Annotated in this window: 18 protein-coding genes; 9 read left to right on the top strand and 9 right to left on the bottom strand. The window is 65.2% G+C overall.

Going from position 1 to position 16,656, the window contains the following annotated elements; all coding sequences use genetic code 11:
* From ACFVSJ_RS05135 to ACFVSJ_RS05115, 5 genes are read left to right on the top strand one after another with little or no spacing between them, the layout of a single operon-like run.
* Positions 1 to 1,707 (top strand): ABC1 kinase family protein, encoded by a 1,707-nt coding sequence (locus tag ACFVSJ_RS05135; protein ID WP_387434948.1) that lies wholly within the window; start codon positions 1 to 3, stop codon positions 1,705 to 1,707.
* Between the two features lie 37 nt (positions 1,708 to 1,744).
* Entirely contained in the window at positions 1,745 to 2,260 is a 516-nt protein-coding gene (locus ACFVSJ_RS05130; RefSeq protein ID WP_387434946.1) for a universal stress protein, read from the top strand.
* Positions 2,257 to 2,712: a fluoride efflux transporter FluC gene (locus tag ACFVSJ_RS05125; RefSeq protein ID WP_387434944.1), complete on the top strand. Its 456-nt coding sequence runs from the start codon at positions 2,257 to 2,259 to the stop codon at positions 2,710 to 2,712. The genes ACFVSJ_RS05130 and ACFVSJ_RS05125 overlap by 4 nt, the downstream gene beginning before the upstream one ends.
* A complete protein-coding gene (crcB, locus tag ACFVSJ_RS05120; RefSeq protein ID WP_387434943.1) occupies positions 2,709 to 3,080 on the top strand; it encodes a fluoride efflux transporter CrcB in 372 nt (123 codons plus the stop codon). Before ACFVSJ_RS05125 ends, crcB begins: the two co-directional genes overlap by 4 nt.
* Positions 3,081 to 3,137: 57 nt before the next feature.
* Positions 3,138 to 3,668: a ferritin gene (locus ACFVSJ_RS05115; protein ID WP_387434941.1), complete on the top strand. Its 531-nt coding sequence runs from the start codon at positions 3,138 to 3,140 to the stop codon at positions 3,666 to 3,668.
* A gap of 33 nt (positions 3,669 to 3,701) precedes the next feature.
* Here the strand turns inward: ACFVSJ_RS05115 and zapE are convergent, their stop codons facing one another.
* Genes zapE through ACFVSJ_RS05095 form a run of 4 tightly spaced genes read right to left on the bottom strand, consistent with a single transcriptional unit; the run spans position 3,702 to position 6,825 of the window.
* Positions 3,702 to 4,871 (bottom strand): cell division protein ZapE, encoded by a 1,170-nt coding sequence (gene zapE / locus ACFVSJ_RS05110; protein WP_387434939.1) that lies wholly within the window; start codon positions 4,869 to 4,871, stop codon positions 3,702 to 3,704.
* The gene (corA, locus tag ACFVSJ_RS05105) at positions 4,868 to 5,863 is read right to left on the bottom strand and encodes a magnesium/cobalt transporter CorA (protein ID WP_387434937.1); all 996 of its coding nucleotides are present in this window, start codon (positions 5,861 to 5,863) and stop codon (positions 4,868 to 4,870) included. Before corA ends, zapE begins: the two co-directional genes overlap by 4 nt.
* A 10-nt stretch (positions 5,864 to 5,873) precedes the next feature.
* Entirely contained in the window at positions 5,874 to 6,299 is a 426-nt protein-coding gene (locus tag ACFVSJ_RS05100; protein WP_385665657.1) for a DUF1761 domain-containing protein, read from the bottom strand.
* A gap of 10 nt (positions 6,300 to 6,309) precedes the next feature.
* Positions 6,310 to 6,825, bottom strand: a complete 516-nt coding sequence (locus ACFVSJ_RS05095) for an Lrp/AsnC family transcriptional regulator (RefSeq protein WP_387434935.1) — start codon at positions 6,823 to 6,825, stop codon at positions 6,310 to 6,312.
* 170 nt (positions 6,826 to 6,995) lie between these two features.
* On the opposite strand from ACFVSJ_RS05095, the gene ACFVSJ_RS05090 reads away from it, so the two are divergent.
* Positions 6,996 to 8,228, top strand: a complete 1,233-nt coding sequence (locus ACFVSJ_RS05090; RefSeq protein ID WP_387434934.1) for an MFS transporter — start codon at positions 6,996 to 6,998, stop codon at positions 8,226 to 8,228.
* A 13-nt stretch (positions 8,229 to 8,241) separates the two neighbouring features.
* On the opposite strand, the gene ACFVSJ_RS05085 is transcribed toward ACFVSJ_RS05090, so the two are convergent.
* The 3 genes from ACFVSJ_RS05085 to ACFVSJ_RS05075 are packed head-to-tail and all read right to left on the bottom strand — an operon-like array spanning position 8,242 to position 10,697.
* On the bottom strand, positions 8,242 to 8,748 hold the full coding sequence (locus tag ACFVSJ_RS05085) for an Lrp/AsnC family transcriptional regulator (RefSeq protein ID WP_387434933.1): 507 nt from the start codon (positions 8,746 to 8,748) through the stop codon (positions 8,242 to 8,244).
* A 52-nt stretch (positions 8,749 to 8,800) separates the two neighbouring features.
* A complete protein-coding gene (locus ACFVSJ_RS05080; RefSeq protein WP_387434931.1) occupies positions 8,801 to 9,439 on the bottom strand; it encodes a TMEM175 family protein in 639 nt (212 codons plus the stop codon).
* A gap of 28 nt (positions 9,440 to 9,467) precedes the next feature.
* Positions 9,468 to 10,697, bottom strand: coding sequence for an MFS transporter (locus ACFVSJ_RS05075; protein WP_387434929.1), 1,230 nt, complete (start codon positions 10,695 to 10,697; stop codon positions 9,468 to 9,470).
* 92 nt (positions 10,698 to 10,789) lie between these two features.
* On the opposite strand from ACFVSJ_RS05075, the gene ACFVSJ_RS05070 reads away from it, so the two are divergent.
* A complete protein-coding gene (locus ACFVSJ_RS05070) occupies positions 10,790 to 11,764 on the top strand; it encodes a LysR substrate-binding domain-containing protein (protein WP_387435211.1) in 975 nt (324 codons plus the stop codon).
* Here ACFVSJ_RS05070 and ACFVSJ_RS05065 read toward each other — a convergent pair.
* Positions 11,739 to 12,776, bottom strand: coding sequence for a nitronate monooxygenase (locus tag ACFVSJ_RS05065; RefSeq protein ID WP_387434927.1), 1,038 nt, complete (start codon positions 12,774 to 12,776; stop codon positions 11,739 to 11,741). The two genes, ACFVSJ_RS05070 and ACFVSJ_RS05065, sit on opposite strands and share 26 nt — an antisense overlap.
* A 39-nt stretch (positions 12,777 to 12,815) precedes the next feature.
* Between ACFVSJ_RS05065 and ACFVSJ_RS05060 the strand changes: the two genes are divergently transcribed.
* The gene (locus ACFVSJ_RS05060) at positions 12,816 to 13,760 is read left to right on the top strand and encodes an N-acetylglucosamine kinase (RefSeq protein ID WP_387434926.1); all 945 of its coding nucleotides are present in this window, start codon (positions 12,816 to 12,818) and stop codon (positions 13,758 to 13,760) included.
* A gap of 18 nt (positions 13,761 to 13,778) precedes the next feature.
* Here ACFVSJ_RS05060 and ACFVSJ_RS05055 read toward each other — a convergent pair whose 3' ends face one another.
* Positions 13,779 to 14,789 (bottom strand): pirin family protein, encoded by a 1,011-nt coding sequence (locus ACFVSJ_RS05055; RefSeq protein WP_387434925.1) that lies wholly within the window; start codon positions 14,787 to 14,789, stop codon positions 13,779 to 13,781.
* Between the two features lie 49 nt (positions 14,790 to 14,838).
* On the opposite strand from ACFVSJ_RS05055, the gene ACFVSJ_RS05050 reads away from it, so the two are divergent.
* Entirely contained in the window at positions 14,839 to 16,635 is a 1,797-nt protein-coding gene (locus tag ACFVSJ_RS05050; protein WP_387434924.1) for a beta-galactosidase family protein, read from the top strand.
* The last annotated feature ends 21 nt before the right edge of the window (positions 16,636 to 16,656 follow it).

The raw sequence follows: 16,656 nt of genomic DNA, 5'->3' as shown, positions 1-16,656 counted from the left end.
GTGGCATCGGTTCGGGGAGACCGGGCAGCTGACCAGGCTGGCCCGGTTGACACCCGTGCCCGCTACCGCCGGATCCTTCGGTTTGCTGCCTGGCACCTCACGGTGACCTGGTGGTTCGAACTGATCCTGCCCCGGTTCGGCCTGCGCCGGATGGCCGAGCGGAACCGCGCCCGGAGGATGCGCCAGTTCGCACGGCGGTTCCACGGACTTGCCGTGGAGTTGGGCGGCCTGATGATCAAAGTTGGCCAGTTCATGTCCTCCAGGCTGGATGTCCTTCCGCCTGAAATCACCAAAGAGCTTGAAGGACTCCAGGACGAGGTCCCGCCTGTTCCTTTTCCTGCCATCAAAGCCCTGGCAGAAAGGGAACTCGGAGCTCCCTTGGAAGCTGTCTTCGCGTCCATCGATGAAACGCCCGTAGCGGCGGCCTCGTTGGGCCAGGCGCACCGCGCCATGCTCCTTGGTGCGGACCGTGAGGAGACCGGCTTCAACAGCGTGGTGTTCAAGGTACAGCGGCCGGGGATCCAGTCGATTGTCGACGTCGACCTGGCCGCCTTGAGACGGGTGGGCGGATGGCTCAAACGCATCCGGATCGTGTCGGAGCGGGCCGATGTTCCCGCACTGATCAAGGAGTTCGCGCAGACCAGCCTCGAAGAAATCGACTACTTGAACGAGGCAGCCAACGCCGAGCGCTTTGCCGTCGAGTTCGCAGATGACGGGAGAGTGGCCGTTCCTGGAATTGTCTGGGAACGGACGTCACGCCGGGTCCTTACGCTGGAGGACGTCACCGCCATCAAGATCACGGACGGGGACGCGCTCCGGGCTGCGGGCATCGATCCCGTAGCTGTGGCTCCGGTCTTTGCCTCGGTGATGTTCGAGCAGCTCTTCACCAATGGCTTCTTCCACGCCGACCCGCATCCTGGAAACATCTTCATCACCCCCGCTGCCGATCCTGGAGCGGAGCATCCCTGGAAGCTGACGTTCATCGATTTCGGCATGATGGGCCAGGTCCCGGCAAAAACCCGCAGCGGCCTCCGGAAGCTGCTGATCGCGGCGGCCGCCCGGGATGGCCAAGGCCTGGTCGCAGCGATCAGCGACATCGGCGTGTTGGTGCCCTCGGCGGACACGCGCAAGCTGGAACGGGCCATGACCCAACTCTTCGCCCGCTTCGGCGGCATGGGTTTCGCCGAACTTCGCGAAGTGGACCCGCGGGAGTTCAGGGATTTTGCAATGGAGTTCGGGGACGTGGTGCGTTCCCTGCCGTTCCAGTTGCCGGAGAACTTCCTGCTCATTATCCGTGCCATGTCGCTGACCTCCGGGGTTTGCAGCTCACTGGATGCCCGGTTCAACCTGTGGGATTCCGTGGAGCCCTACGCCGCCCGGCTGCTGCGGGACGAGCGCGGCAACGTGGTGAAGGACGCGGCCACCCAGGCGCTTGAGATCGCAGCAGTGGCCATGGCGTTGCCGAAGCGCCTGGACGGAATCATCAGCAGGATCGACGAGGGAACGGTGGAGGTAGCCAATCCCCGGATGGAAAGGCACCTGGGCCGTTTGGCCAGGACCGCCCAGCGCGCGGTGGGTGCGCTGATCTTCAGCGGCGTCCTGATTGCCGGTGCGTTGGTCCGGGCAGAGGACATTGTGCTCAGCAACATCCTGATGATCGCCTCGTTGGTGCCGCTGCTCTATGTGCTGAGGCCCGGACGCCGCTAGCCCGGAAAGCGGAATCCGGCGTCGTAGACTTTCCCTTGTGACCCACGCGCCTGATCATCCCCTTCCCACGCAGAACGTGATGACGGGCCCTTTGCTCGCAGGTGTAGCGCCAAACCAGCGGGCAGCGGTGGTGGAGCATGCCGCGGCATTGGCGGCCGCCGCAGGGCTGCCCTTGGTGTGTGCTTTTGTGGACGTGACCGTGTATCCGGTGGATGGCACCACGGGCGGTCCCATGGCTCCGATCGATCCTGATGGGGTGGACGAGGATGCCGGGCCCATTCCTGCGGCCCTCCAAGCGGCAATCGCGGAGCAGCTTGCCGGATCCAGCGTTGAATGGTCGGTGGTGGCCCTGGCCGGCGAACCGGCCCATGCGCTCGCGCGCCATGCCGCAGAGATCGGTGCGGCGCTGATCGTGGTCGGTTCCAGGGAACACAGACTGGGCTCGACCATCAAGGAAATGACCGGTGGCTCCGTAGCCAGGCAGTTGCTGCACCGGCAGGAGCACCCGGTGCTGGTGGTTCCGGTCAACCCGCGTGTGCCTGACGAGCAATGACTGCAAACACCACCAGACGCCCGGTACACCTCCACTGGGGATTCATCGGGATTGTGGCTGCCGGTGGGGTCTTCGGCGCCCTTGCCCGGTTCGCGTTGGGACTCGTTATTCCTGCACCCGGCGCTTGGCCGCTGCCCACCCTGCTTATCAACCTGTCGGGTGCCTTGGCGCTCGGGGCCTTGCTGGAGGGGCTCTCGCGAAGAGGGCCCGACGTCGGCACCCGCCGGGTCCTGCGCCTCGCCTTGGGCACGGGGTTCCTCGGCGCCTACACGACATACAGCACCCTGGCCCTGGATGCCGTGCACCTGCTCATGGGCGGCTTATCCACTGGCGCTGCCTGGTATCTGGGCCTGAGTCTCCTGGGTGGGGCAGCAGCGACGACTGCAGGCATCGCCCTGGGCGCCTGGCACCACAAACGAACCCGCAGGCAAAGTGACGGGGGTCCGTCGTGACGGTGGTCCTGCTTGCCCTGGCCGGCGGCATCGGGGCAGCGTCGAGGTTCGTCCTGGACGGCTTCATCCGGGGGAGGGCCCGTACGGCGCTCCCGTGGGCGACAATTTTCATCAACGTTTCGGGATCCTTGTTGCTGGGCTTCATCGCCGGGCTGGTGATGCGCGGGCATGCCCCGGAGTCGCTCCAAATGATCCTGGGCACCGGCTTCCTTGGCGGTTACACCACGTTCAGCACCGCCAGCTTGGAGACCATCAGGTTGGTGCAGAGCGGGCGGACCGGCCTCGCGCTCCTCAACGGCATCGGGTCCATGGTGGCCAGTGTCGCCGCAGCGGCGTTGGGCGTCTGGATCGCCCTGCTCCTGCCGTGATTGCAGCCCTCGGCGAACAGCCGGATGGGGCCCGTTCATGTCTGTAGGATCAGTGCCATGGCTAAGAAGACTTTCAATGAGTTGTTGTCCGCCCAGGTCGCCAATGAGTTCGCGGCCTCCCAGCAGTACATCGCCGTGGCCGTGTACTTCGATGGTGAAGACCTGCCCCAGTTGGCCCGCCACTTCTACCGCCAGTCCTTGGAAGAGCGCAACCACGCCATGATGATGGTCCAGTACATGCTGGACCGGAACCTGCACGTGGAGATCCCGGGCATCGCCCCGGTCCGCAACAACTTCACCAATGCCAAGGAGCCTATTGCCTTGGCTTTGGAGCAGGAGAAGGAAGTCACCAGGAACATCGAGGACATGTTCCGCGCTGCGCGTGCCGAAGGCGACGCCTTGGGCGAGCAATTCATGCTGTGGTTCCTGAAGGAGCAGGTTGAGGAGGTTGCCTCGATGACCACTCTCCTGAACATCACCGAGCGGGCCGAGAACCTCTTCGACATCGAGAACTACGTTGCCCGTGAGACCGTCGGCGATGGCGGACACGACGCCGGTGCCCCCTCGGCGGCCGGTGGCGCCCTGTAGCCGGGGAATACCCAGTGACGGGTCCGTTGGGAGTCAGCTTCCGGCGGACCCTTCGTTTTCCGGGTCCGTTTCGGACCTGCCCAAGAGGGACAGCCGGCTGGCGATCCGGGCCAGGTCTACGGGCTGGACGCTGCCCGTCCCGGCTGCGTCCCAATCGAGTGGTCCGGCACCGATCAGGAACACGGTGATGTCCTGGTCGTACAACACGTCCACAGCGTTGCTGAACCGCTGCCAGGCGGGCGCCGTGGAGGCGTCGGCGAGAGCGGGCGATGGCACGTCGTCGATCACCCAGGTCTTGTAGGCATCGCTGAGGGCCAGGTAGTCCGCCGTCGATGTCAGTCCCGCAAACAGGGCCTCGAAGCTGACCCACAGGAGGTCCGGATCGGCGTTTTTCACCACAATGGGTTGGGTGGTGGGAGTGAGGACTCGGCTGTGCGAAGCCTGGGGCCGGAACAGCCCCAAGCGACCCAGCTGCTGCGGAGTGCCGGGTGAGATGATCCGTCCGGACGTGAAGGCGCGCGGCGTGGAATCGGGTGGTGAACCAGCAGCCGGAAACCGCCGGAAGTCCGAGGGCCCATCGATCAACACCACCTCCATGATTTCCTTGATGGCCTCAATGGTTGGAAGAAAGTGGTCGTGCCACAGGGGATTGGGCAACAACTCGTCGGGGGCGTAGTTCGAGGTGACCACCAAGGGAATCCGGCGCTGCGCGGCGGTGCGAAGGAGCCGGGCAATGAACATGCCGTCGCCAACGTCGTGCACGTGGAACTCGTCGAAGAACAGCACTTCGATGTCCGCAAGAAGGGCATCGACGGACTGTTGGATGGCTGTTCCGTCACCCGTGCCCAGCTGTGCGAGGGTGCCCCGGTGCAGGGTCCGGAAGAAATCATGGAAGTGGACCCGGCGTTTGCGTGCGTGGAGGCCGCGGTAGAAGCTGTCCATGAGCCAGGTTTTGCCACGGCCAACAGGGCCGTGAAGGTAGATGCTCCGGGGCGTCCTGCCCCGCGTCACCGCTGGCGGAAAAGCCCGACGCCGGCCGGTCACCGATGCCCCGAAAGCCGCCAACCGCTGAGCCGCCTGGCGCTGGCTCGGCTCGAGCGCGAAACCCCGGCGTCCGGCGTCGTGCTCTATTCCGGCAAGCAGGGCAGCGTTCACAGCCTCGGGCAGTTGGCGGTTCCGGGCGCCGGGAAGCGATGGCGTCAAAGCCAACCCTTCCGTTTGAAGATCGCGTACATCAGGAGCGCAGCGCCTACCATGAGGCCGATGGCCATGGGATAGCCATACTCCCAATGCAATTCAGGCATGACGTCGAAGTTCATGCCGTAGACCCCGGCCACGAAGGACGGGGCGAAGAAGATCGCGGCCCAGGAGGAGATTTTCTTGACCTGCTCGTTCTGTGCCGCGCTGGCCTCGTTCTGCCGGTTCGCGGTCAGGGTGCCGTCCAGGGTCAACGCGTTTTGCAGGAGGTCCCGGAAGGAGTTGGCGCGCGAGATCAAGTGCTTGACGTGGTCTTCGACGTCGCGCAGGGAACGCTGGAGTTCGATGTCCACACCATACTTTTCGAATCCCCGTTCCAGGAGTGTCATCATTTCCGGCAGCGGGTGGATGGCGCGCTGGAACTGGATCACTTCGCGGGCGAGTTCGTAGATCCGTCGGGAAACGGTGGAGTCGCCGCTGAAGAGCTGGTCTTCGATCTCGTCGATGTCGTTCTCCAGCCCGGCCACCACAGGTGCGTAGTCGTCAACCACCTGATCCAGGAGTGCGTAGAGCACCGCCTCGGGTCCGTGGCGCAAGAGGTCGGGGCGGTCCTCCAGGCGATGCCGGACCTGGGCGACGCCCGCCGTTTCGGCGTGGCGGATGGTGACCACGAAATTTGAACCCGTGAAGACGTGGAGTTCGCCGAATTCCACGGATTCAGTCTCGTCCAGGTACCTCGCGGGCCGGAGGACAGTGAAGAGGTTGTTGTCGTACCTTTCCAGCTTGGGCCTCTGGTGGGCTGAGATGGCGTCCTCGACGGCGAGTTCGTGCAGGCCGAACTCCGCGGCGACGCCCGCCATTTCCTGCTGCGTGGGGCGGTACAAGCCGATCCAGGCCATACCACCATGTTTGGCCAGGGTCTCGAAGGTTTGCTCGAGGCTTTGCGGGGTGGCGGTGCGTACGCCGTCTACGTAAACGGCGTTGTCAATGATGGTCACTGGCAGAACGCTACTGCATGGCCCCGATGATGGCGCCCGCGATGGCGAGGGCGACGACGTCGTGGCCGGAGTCGATCACGGTGACTGCCGTCGGACGGCCGGCGAAGCCGTTGTGGATCACGTGGCCGCCGGCCCGGAAAACCAAGGCAATGATGATGCCGAAGAAGGCGCCCGCCCAGAAGGTGTTGAGGTCCAGGGCACTGATCAGTACGGCGAGGAGGATGCTGGTCAGCGCGGAAGCCAGCATCATGGGGACCCAGATGCCCACGCCACCGTCGATGTTCTTGAGGTCCTCTTCGGTCTTGCCGATTGCCTGCATCCATCGCTTGCCCAGGACGGATGGCATGTACCAGACGAACCCCACAACCATGCTGGAAACGAAAGCAAGAAGTACGGCCAGCCAGTTGATCTGCGAAATGTGTGAAAGCCAATCCATGCTCAAAATCCTAGGACGCGGAACCGGGGTTGGAGCGCTCCTGCTTGCTGCGTGTTGGCGTCGCCGTCATCCGGCTGATCAGCGGTTCAGTCCGGTAGGGGATGTGGGTATGGAGGGCGAGAACTGTCTCGGTACGGATGACGCCCTTGGTCCTGAGCACAGACCGGAGGGCCGATTGGAGGTTGTGCGTATCCGTGGCCACGACGCGGCACCACAGGTCGCCCCGCCCTGAGATCTCGTGCACTTCCAGGACCTGGGGGATCAGGCGGAGAGCGCCGATGACGCCGTCGAGTTCCCGGTGGGTGACTTCGATGGTCACGAACGCCACGACGTCATATCCCACCTTTTCCAGGTCCACTTCGCGGCCGGCGGCTTGCAGCACTCCTGCGCGCAGCAGGCGCTTCAACCGGCTTTGGGCGGTGTTGCGGGCGATGCCCAATGAATCGCTGAGTTCGGCGATCTGGACCCGGGGGTCCTTGACGAGCTCCAACAGGATCTTCAGGTCCAAGGGATCAAGGCTGTTCAAATGGTCACTCCGGATCACTTCGGTGATGCATGTTTGAGTATTTCGCTCAATCTTCTCATCCATTCACTGCGTTGCGCTCAGCAATGAGACATTCTATTGCCACCACTACACGGCCTCGCCATCCCTCCCACAAAGAGACGCTGGCGCGGCACCTGATCGAAGGCATGGAAATGACTGTCTTGAGCGAACTCCGCATGCGTCCGGCCACCGCCGAACGGTGGGGCTGGAATGCCAGTACTACTGCGCGGCTGGTCCTCGCGGGCGTGGTGATCTTCGCGCTGCTGGTCGGCGCCAACCTTGCGACGCCCTTGTATCCCTTGCTGCAGGCACGGCTGGGCTTGTCATCCCTGGACGTTACCGTGGCATTTTCCAGTTATGTCCTCGCTTTGGTGGCCGTCCTGATCCTGGCCGGCCACTGGTCGGACCACATCGGCCGGCGGGCGGCCCTGGTCCTTGCCGTCCTGGTGGGCCTGGCAGGCGGTGCCATTTTCGCCGCTGCCGACAGCCTGGTGATGTTGTCAGCCGGCCGTGCCCTCCAAGGAGTGGCCGTGGGCTTGGCTACAGGCGCAAGCTCTGCTGCGTTGCGGGAATTGTTGCCCCACAGGCCGGACTGGGCTTCACGCTTCACTTTGTTGTCCTCGGCCGGTGGCGTCGCGGCGGGTCCCGTCATCGGCGGCTTGCTCTCGCTCCTGCCGGACCCCACCCGGACTCCGTACTACGTCCACTCCGGGGTGCTCCTGGCGGCGCTGGTGCCGTTGTGGCTGCTCAAAGCCCGGCCGGCCATTGCGCCGGCTCCGGGCAAGCCCGCCTTCAAGGTCCTTGCTCCGCGGCGTCCGGCAGTTTCGCGGAACGCGCGTGGTGCCTTCTGGATGGCCTCCGCCGTGGGTTTCCTGAGTTTCGCGGTCTTCGGATTCTGCCTGTCGCTGGCCCCGGGCTACTTCGCCACTGTGGTCCATGCCGACTCCCGGCCGCTGATCGGGCTCCTTGCGGGCCTGACGCTGGGCGCCTCGGCGCTGAGCCAGTTGCTGGGTACCCGCGGGAGGTTCCAGGTTCCTCTGTCCTTGGCTGTCCTTGGCGTTTCGATCGTCCTCGTCGGCGCCGCGGCCGCGTGGTCCAGTCCTCTGTTATTGGTCGCAGCCAGCATTGCGGCCGGCGCGGGCCAGGGCGTCGCGTTCCGCCATGTCTTCAACGACGTCGCCGGGAAAGTGGAAGCGGCCCGGCACGCACAGGTGATCAGCACGGTGTACGTCATCACGTACTTGGGAAGCGCCGTCCCGGTGATGGGGCTGGGACTTGCCGTGGCCGCGGTGGGGCTGCAGGCCGCCGTCGTGGGTTTCACGGTCCTGTGCGGAGTGGCGGCGCTGGCGCTCGCCGGTGTGGCCCTGCGCGCAGTCCGTGCCTGAGCGGCTTCCGTTCCTACTCGGGAAGAGGTCCCCGGTTGCCGGGGATGTGCTGGAACACCATGGTGGTTTCCGTGTGGCCCACCACCGGGTCCGTTGCCAGGTTGTCCAGGAGCCAGTTGCGGAGGTCGTCAGTATTGGCCACCGCGATGTGCAGCAAATAATCCACCGAACCGGTTGTGTGGAACGTGGAAATCACGGCAGGGAGCTTGGGGACGCGTGCGGTAAACCGGTCGATCTGGTCGCGGTCGTGGGCGCGCAGGCGAACGGCAATGAGAGCCTGGACCGAGCGGCCGATTGCAGGCAGGCTTAGCACTGCCTCGAAGCCTTCGATGATGCCGCGCTCGGAGAGGGCACGGGTGCGCATGAGGGCAGTGGACGGGGCAATGCCCACGAGTTCGGCGAGTTGCTTGTTGGAGATGCGGGCATCGTCCACCAGCGCTGCAAGGATCCGTTCGTCGATGGCATCCAGTGGCTCTGCGTTGCCCGATGCGGATCGAACATTCTTCGGGGTGGTGCTCACGGATCCTCCTGAAATTGCCGTCCACCCATCATAACGGTGAATTCCCTGCGATCTAGGCCGTTTTCACGTTCCGGAGTTGTCTGTTCGAGAGCCGCTGCAGCGGTTCACTTAACACCATCAGGATGAGCGGAAGGTTGCCGATATCGGGGGCGATGACAGCCACAATGAGTGCCACAAGGAAGAGGCCGGCGACGATCGTTCCCGCCCGGGTGCCCGCTACGGCCTCCGCCTCGTCCAAGGTATGCAGCTCGGGGTGGCGGCGGAGGTAGAGCCGGGCGGCGAGGAGCGTCACGCTCGTGGCCAGGAGCGTGCCGATGTACACCAGGGGCTGGGCCCAATCAGCGTGCATCTGTGTTGACAGGGCGGTTGCCACGGGCATGCACACGATGGTGAACATCCAGGCCACTGTCCACCACAGCAAGCCGGAATCGATCCGGCGCACACTCCTGAATAGCCGGTGGTGGTGCACCCAGAACACGGCGATGAGGAGGAAGCTCAGTGCGAAACCGAGCAGCGAGTAGCGTTCATGCTCAAACCAAGCGGCCGTGGTGCCTTCCTCATCCGCAAGTTCTCCCACGCTTTCCATGAGCGGCAGGATCAAGAGCGTCAGGGCGATGGCCACCACGGCATCCGTGAACGCCTGGAGCCTTTCGGGCGAGGACAGTTCCCGGGGTCTTGTGACCTGTGCCATGCCTCTGATTGTAGGGGGTGTGCAGCTGTTATCGGCCCGTTGGGACAGGCCTGCCGTGGATCGCAGCGGTGACTGCCGCCGTCGTGATTCCCAGGGCGATGACTCCCAGCGCCAAAGCCGGCCAGCCGAGCGCCTGGAAGGCCAGCCCACCGGCCCAGCCGATCACGCTGGAACCCAAGTAGTAGGACAGGTTGTAGAGCGACGCCGCCTGTGCCCGTCCCGTGGTGGCGATGGCACCGGTCCATCCTGATCCGACGCTGTGGGCCGCGAAGAATCCGCCGGTAAACACCACCAGGCCCGCGAGCGTGGCTGCCAGGTTGTCCAGCAAGGTCAGGGCGAGGCCGGCCGACATGACGGCTATTCCTGAGAGGAGGACGTTCCGGCGTCCAAAGCGGGTGGTCAGCCCGGCTGCCCAGCGCGAACTCACCGTCCCGGACAGGTATGCGAGGAAGATCAGGCTCACCAAGGTGGCAGGGAGGCCGAACGGCTCTGCATGGAGCCTGAAGCCGAGGTAGTTGTATACGGCCACGAATCCGCCCATGAGGAGGAACGCCTGCAAGTAGAGGGCAAAGAGCAGGGGGTTCACGGCATGGCCGCGGAGAGTGCGCAAAGCGCCGCGGAAGCCTTGGACCGGGGCCGGCCTGAACCGTCGCTGTTTCGGGACGAGCACCAGGAACAGTACGGCGGATGCGGTTGCGAGTACGGAGACGGCCAGGGCCGCGGCCCGCCATCCCCATGCTTCGCCGACCGGCCCGGCCACGAGGCGCCCTGCCAGTCCGCCCAGCGTGGTGCCTGCCACGTAGCTGCCTGCAGCAAGCGCCGTGTGGATCTTGGTGACTTCCTCGTTGAGGTAGGCGATGGCAATGGCAGGTATCCCGCCAAGTGCCATGCCTTCAAGGGCCCGCAGGCCCAGCAGGACGGGAACCGTCGGAGCCAAGGGAACCAGCAGGCCCAAGGCCGTGGCGGCGCCAATCCCGAATGCCATGGCGCGGACCCGCCCGATCCGGTCTGCGACGAAAGACCACGGCAGCACGGTGACGGCGAGGCCGATGGTGGCAAGGGAGATGCTCAGGGCAGCCTCGGCGGCAGAGATGTGAAGGTCCGCCGCCATGAGGGGGAGGACGGCCTGGGTGGAGTAGAGCTGCGCGAAGGTGGCCACGCCGGCCAGGGCGAGGGCGGCCAGGACCCGGCGATAGCCGCTGGATCCTTTCGCGTGTCCGTTCCAAGTGTCTGGCAAAGCTGCCGCTGCATTAGTCACCCGGCCAGATTAGGCTTGGCCCAACTACGTATTCCAATGCATGATTTCTTGGTAACCCATGCATTGTTGCATCAATAGCCGTGAGGGAAACCATGGAGCCGGACCACCAGCAACTCATCCAACTGCTCCCGCTGTTGCCCGTGTTGGCAGAGTTGGGTCGCACGGAGCACATGACAGAGACTGCGGAACTCCTGGGCGTCCCGCAATCGACGGTGAGCAGGGCGGTGGCGCGGGCCAGTGCGATTGTCGGGATGGACCTGCTGGTCCGCGACGGCCGGGGAATCCGTCTGACGCCCGCCGCCAAAACGCTGCTTCCCTACATCGAAGCTGCCCTCGAGGATTTCCAGGCCGGTTTGGACCGGGTGCGGCATGAGTCCGACGTGGTGCGCGGCAAGATCGGGGTGTCGTTCCAGCACACCTTCGGGGAGGCCACCTTGCCGCTCCTCATCAGTGCATTCCGGGCGGAGCACCCGAACACGGTTTTTGAGTTGCGGCAGGGCCCGCGGGACGACTGCCTCCAGGAACTGGCCAGGGGTGATGCCGATTTTGCCCTCACAGCACCGATTGCGCCGGAGGGACGGGGCATCCGCTCCTTTGCCCTCTACCGCGAACCCTTGAGGGTGGTGCTCCATTACCGCCACCCCTTGGCAGGACGGGCGAGCCTCCACCTTTCCGAGCTTCGCCACGAGCCCTATGTCACCCTTCCCGAGGGCGTCGGCCTGCGGGCACTCGGCGAGGCCCTGGTGCGGGAGGCGGGTTACCGGCCCCGGATCGCCTTCGAAGTGCAGGAGTCCACCAGTGTCCGCGGGCTGGTTTCGGCGGGTTTGGGATACAGCATCCTGCCTCCCGCCGGACCGGGCTACGGTACGGGGCAGTTCCTGCCCAAGGCGGAATTGGGCCTTGTGGAGGTGCCCATCGAATCCGACCTGGCTTTCCGGCAAATCGGCTTGGCCTGGCGGGAACGGAGTTTCGAACCGGAGGCCGTGCGGCGATTCCGGGAACTGGTGGTCAACAGGGGCGGCGAGTTGTTGGCCGAACTGGTCAGAGCCCGCTCAGGAACTCCTTGACCACAGCGGCAGCCGATCCGGTGCGGGCTGACTGCCATCCGGTACCCGCCCACAGATTGATTCGGTGCGGATCGCCCGCGGCGGACGCAGCGGCCCGGATGGGGGACGTCAGGTGGTGGATGGCGGGGTAACCCTCGGGAGCATCCTGATGGTCACGGACAAAATCATTGACCAATGAGCGGGCCCACCGTCCCGTAAACGCCCTGGTCATGACCGTTTCGGTGAAGCCCGGATCACCCAGCGCGTCCTTGTGCACCTGCCTGGCCCCGCTTTCATCGGTGCGGACCAAGGCTGTGCCCACCTGCGCGGCGGCGGCTCCGGCCGCGATCACTTCACGCAGCGCAGCGCCGTCACTGATGGCGCCCGCCGCGATCAGCGGACGTCCGACGGCGGCACGCACCTGGGCGAGCAGGGCCGCCGTCGTGCTTTGCTCGCTGGCTCCTGCCGCCACCGGGCCACCGGGGAGGAACGCCGCCGTGTGTCCGCCTGCCGTGCGGTGCTGAACCGCGATTGCGTCCGGGCCTTCTTCCGCGGCCGCACGTGCCTCGTCAACGCTCGTGACGCTGGAAATTACCGCCGTCCCGGCTTTCTGCAGGGCCTTGACGACGGCCGTGCCGGGCAGTCCGAAGGCGAAGCTGACGAACTCCACGGGATCTGCCAGGAGGGCGTCCATCTTGTCCTGCCAGGCATCGTCGTCATCGAGGCGGAGGGGAGGCACGGACACGCCGTAGCGCACGGCGTCGGCCTCGAGCGCGGCCCGATAGTCCTCCAGTCGTGCCCTCGACCCAGGGCTTGGTGGGAGCTGGCCGGGATCCGGCACAAAGACGTTCATCCCGAAACGCAAGCCTGCACTGCGTGCGGCGGCAATTTCTGCCGTCATGGCCTCAACGCTCTTGTAACCCGCGGCAAGGAAGCCCAGGCCCCCGCCGTCCTGGACTGCCTGCACCAACGCCACTGTGGACGTTCCACCGGCCATCGGTGCAGCGATGAACGGGGTATCGAACAGGGACATGCGGTTTCTCCTCCGGACGCTCCAAGCTAGTCTTTCACGGTGAACAATCTTGACTCGGCCAAGCATTCCCCGTCTTCGCCCGAAGCTGCCGGACCCCTGGCCGGAACCGTGATCGGTCTTGACATCGGCGGCACCAAGACGCGCGGCGTGCGTTTCGAAGATGGTGTGCCTGTCCGTGACGGGAGCGCAGGCAGTTCCAATGTCCAGAACGTGACCCGTGAACAGGCCAAGGCCAATCTCGCAGAGCTCTTTGGCTTGATCGGTGGTGGCTCCATTGCCGAGGTCTACGCCGGCTCCGGCGGCATTGACACCGACGAAGACGCACAGGCGCTCGCAGACCTCATTGCCCCCCATGTACCGGGCGCCCGTATCACCGTGGTTCATGATTCCCGGCTGCTCCTTGCCGCAGGTGGCGCGAGCACCGGCGTCGCGGTCATTGCCGGCACCGGTTCGGCGGCCTGGGGCAGGAACCAGGCCGGCGAGGAAGCGCGTGCAGGTGGTTGGGGCTATCTCCTGGGCGACGAGGGCAGTGGTTACTGGCTGGGCCGCGAGGCCGTCCGCCACAGCCTCCGCCGCATGAACCAGGGCCTGGAACCGGACGCGCTCAGCAGTGCCTTGCTGGAATCGTGCGGAGTGGACGAACCCGGCAAGCTCATCGCCCTGTTCCATTCCCCGGAGACCGGCCGCCGTTTTTGGGCCCAGCAGGCACGCCTGGTGGTGGAGGCCGCGGATTCCGGAGATGAAACCTCTGTGGCCTTGGTGAACCAGGCCGGCCAAGACCTCGCTGACCTGGCGACCCAGGCCGTGCGGCAGCTGGGCATCGACGGGCCCGTGATCCTTGGCAGTGGGCTGGGAATGAACGTGGTCCGGCTCCAGGAAGCCTTCAAGGCGCGGCTTGCCGAGGCCGGGATTGCCGACGTGCGGATCCTGCAGCAGGACCCGGTTTTCGGTGTACCCCGGCTCGTGGCCGAACAGCGGGCCTGAACCTGTTCCCCGCGGTGCTCAGCCGCGGGTCCGCGGGCGCAGCTTGACCCCCGGCAGCGGCGGCGCAGGAATGCGGCCTGCCTCGGCACCTGCGTCGGGGCCGTGGCCCCGGACAAAGCCGAAGCGTGAGGCGGCGGCAGCGTCGTCGTCGAGCAGCCCCTCGGCTTCCCATTCCTCGCGCGCCCGCTCCACTTCCTCGTGCGTGCGCCCCACGAAGTTCCACCACATCAGCAGGTCCTCGCCGAAGGGTTCTCCGCCCAGGAGCATGAAGCGGGTCTCCGGGGCGGCTTCCACGGTCAGGGCGTGCCGGCCAGCGCCCAAGTAGGCCAGAGGGCCGGGTGCAACGTCTTCGCCGTCGATGGTGACGTGGCCGTCCAACACCAGGACTGCATGTTCAAAGTCGGGACGGAGGGGGAGTTCCAACGTTCCTGAACCCGTGATGTCGGCGCCGACGATCGGGCTGAACATGGTGGCGGGCGAGCGCTGGCCGCCAAATTCGCCCACCATCACAGTTGCCACGTAGCCCTCGCCGACGGCGACGGGAAGCTCGCGGTGCTGTTCAAACGATGGCTCGCGGTGCCGGTGTTCGTCGGGAAGCGCTACCCACAATTGGAGACCGCGTGACACGGGGATCTCCTCGGGCGAATCCGCGGCAAGTACCGAGAACTCCGAGTGCGAAATGCCATGACCGGCCGTCATGATGTTGAGTTCCCCGGGCTTCACCACCACGTCGCTGCCCACGCTGTCGCGGTGCCGGACAGCGCCTTCCAACGGCCAGGTGACGGTCTGCAGGCCGCAGTGCGGGTGGGGGAGGACGCTCATGGCCACCCGGTCAGGGCCAAAGCTGTCCAGGAAGCACCACGCGCCCACGGTCGGCAAGCCACGTTGGGGCAAGGTGCGGTAGACGTTCATGGCGCGAACGCCGCCCAAAGGTACCTCGCGCTCAGGCCATAACTGGACGCACGGCCCCTGGCCTTCAGGGGCGGCGGGGCAGACCTGCTCTGCGGGAGCAGTATCCAGATTGGTCATGTGTCATCACCTGTGCATAAATGTTGTAAATTGAGCTAATCTGTTCCGTGTGAACAACGCCCTTTTGAGCTACCACGACGCCGTCCTCTACCGTTCGGGTGAACCGTACCGCATCCTCGCCGGAGCCATCCACTACTTCCGTGTGCACCCGGATCTCTGGCGGGACCGGCTGCGTCGGCTCAAAGCGATGGGCGCCAACACGGTTGACACCTACGTGGCCTGGAACTTCCACCAGCCTACGCGCGGGAAGGCGCCGGACTTTACCGGCTGGCGCGACCTCGGCGGGTTCATTGACGTCGCCGCCGAGGAAGGACTGGATGTCATTGTTCGGCCGGGACCCTACATCTGTGCCGAGTGGGACAACGGCGGCTTCCCTGCCTGGCTGACGGGCATTCCCGGGATTGGCCTGCGCTGCCTGGACCCGGACTTCACCGCGGCAATCGACGAGTGGTTCGGCCACCTCATGCCGATCATCGCCTCGCGCCAGGCATCGGCGGGTGGGCCGGTAGTTGCCGTCCAGATCGAAAACGAATACGGCAGCTACGGCGATGACCACGAGTACATCCGCTGGAACCGCCGTGTGCTCGAAGAACACGGCATCACCGAGCTGCTCTTTACCGCCGACGGGGGCACCGACTACTTCCTCGACGGCGGCTCGGTGGAAGGAACGTGGGCTACGGCGACGCTCGGGAGCCGCGGCGACGAAGCCATCGAGACGTGGAAACGGCGCCGGCCGGACGAGCCGTTCTTCAACGTCGAGTTCTGGGGTGGCTGGTTCGACCACTGGGGCGAACACCACCACCGTCGCGATGCCGCGGATGCGGCGGCCGAGGCCCGGAAAATGCTCGACGCCGGTGGTTCCCTGTGCGTGTACATGGCCCACGGTGGCACCAACTTCGGTCTCGGATCAGGCAGCAACCATGACGGCACCATGCTCCAGCCAACGGTCACCAGCTACGACTCCGATGCCCCTATTGCGGAAAACGGCGAACTGACGCCCAAGTTCCACTCCATCCGCACGGAGTTCTACCGCGCCCAAGGGATTGATGAGCTGCCGGAACTTCCCACGGAACTGCTCACATCGGCTCCCGTCATCCCGGCCCAGTCCCTGCCTCTTGTGGCAGGTCGCGACGTGCTGGATATCGCCAGGGAACGGGGCGCTTCGGTGGCCAGCGTCAAGCCGCTCACCTTTGAGCAATTGGGGCTCGACGGCGGCATGGTCCTCTATGCGGCCGAGGCCATCCTCCCGGGACGCGCTGATGCTCCGGTCGAAAGCCGACTGAAGATCACGGGCCTCAATGACCGCGCCTACGTTTGGGTGGATGGAGCCTACGTGGGCGTCCTCGATGACCGGAATGCCGCCGAGGGCCTCGTCGTAACCGGTACGGGCATCCCGGCGAAGCTCGAGATCCTCGTGGAGAATCTGGGCCGCATCAACTACGGACCGCTGACGGGGCAGGGCAAGGGCATCCTGGGCGGCGTCCTCATCAACCAGCGGTACACCTTCCACTGGACCCAAACGCCTGTGGCCTTGGGTGACTGGACCGAATCCGATCTTGAGGGTCTTTCCGAAGCAACGTTCGAGGTCTCCGAACAGGCCGACACCTACATCGCACTGCCCGAATCCACCAAAGGCTTCCTTTGGCTCAACGGTTTCCTCCTGGGCAGGTACTGGAACAAGGGGCCGCAAGTCACCCTGTACGCTCCGGCGCCCCTGCTGAGGGAAGGCCCCAACAGCATCAAGGTGCTTGAGCTGCAGACGTCCGGTGCCGTCGTCGAACTTCGCGAAAAGCCGGACCTTGGGCCGGAAGAAGCAGGCCCCATTGTGGCGGCCGAACTGCCGTAACCCGGGCATGATCGGGCCGCG

The sequence above is a fragment of the Paenarthrobacter sp. NPDC058040 genome (assembly GCF_042885775.1).
GTDB lineage: Bacteria > Actinomycetota > Actinomycetes > Actinomycetales > Micrococcaceae > Arthrobacter.
This window is presented reverse-complemented; position numbering and strand designations above follow the sequence as displayed.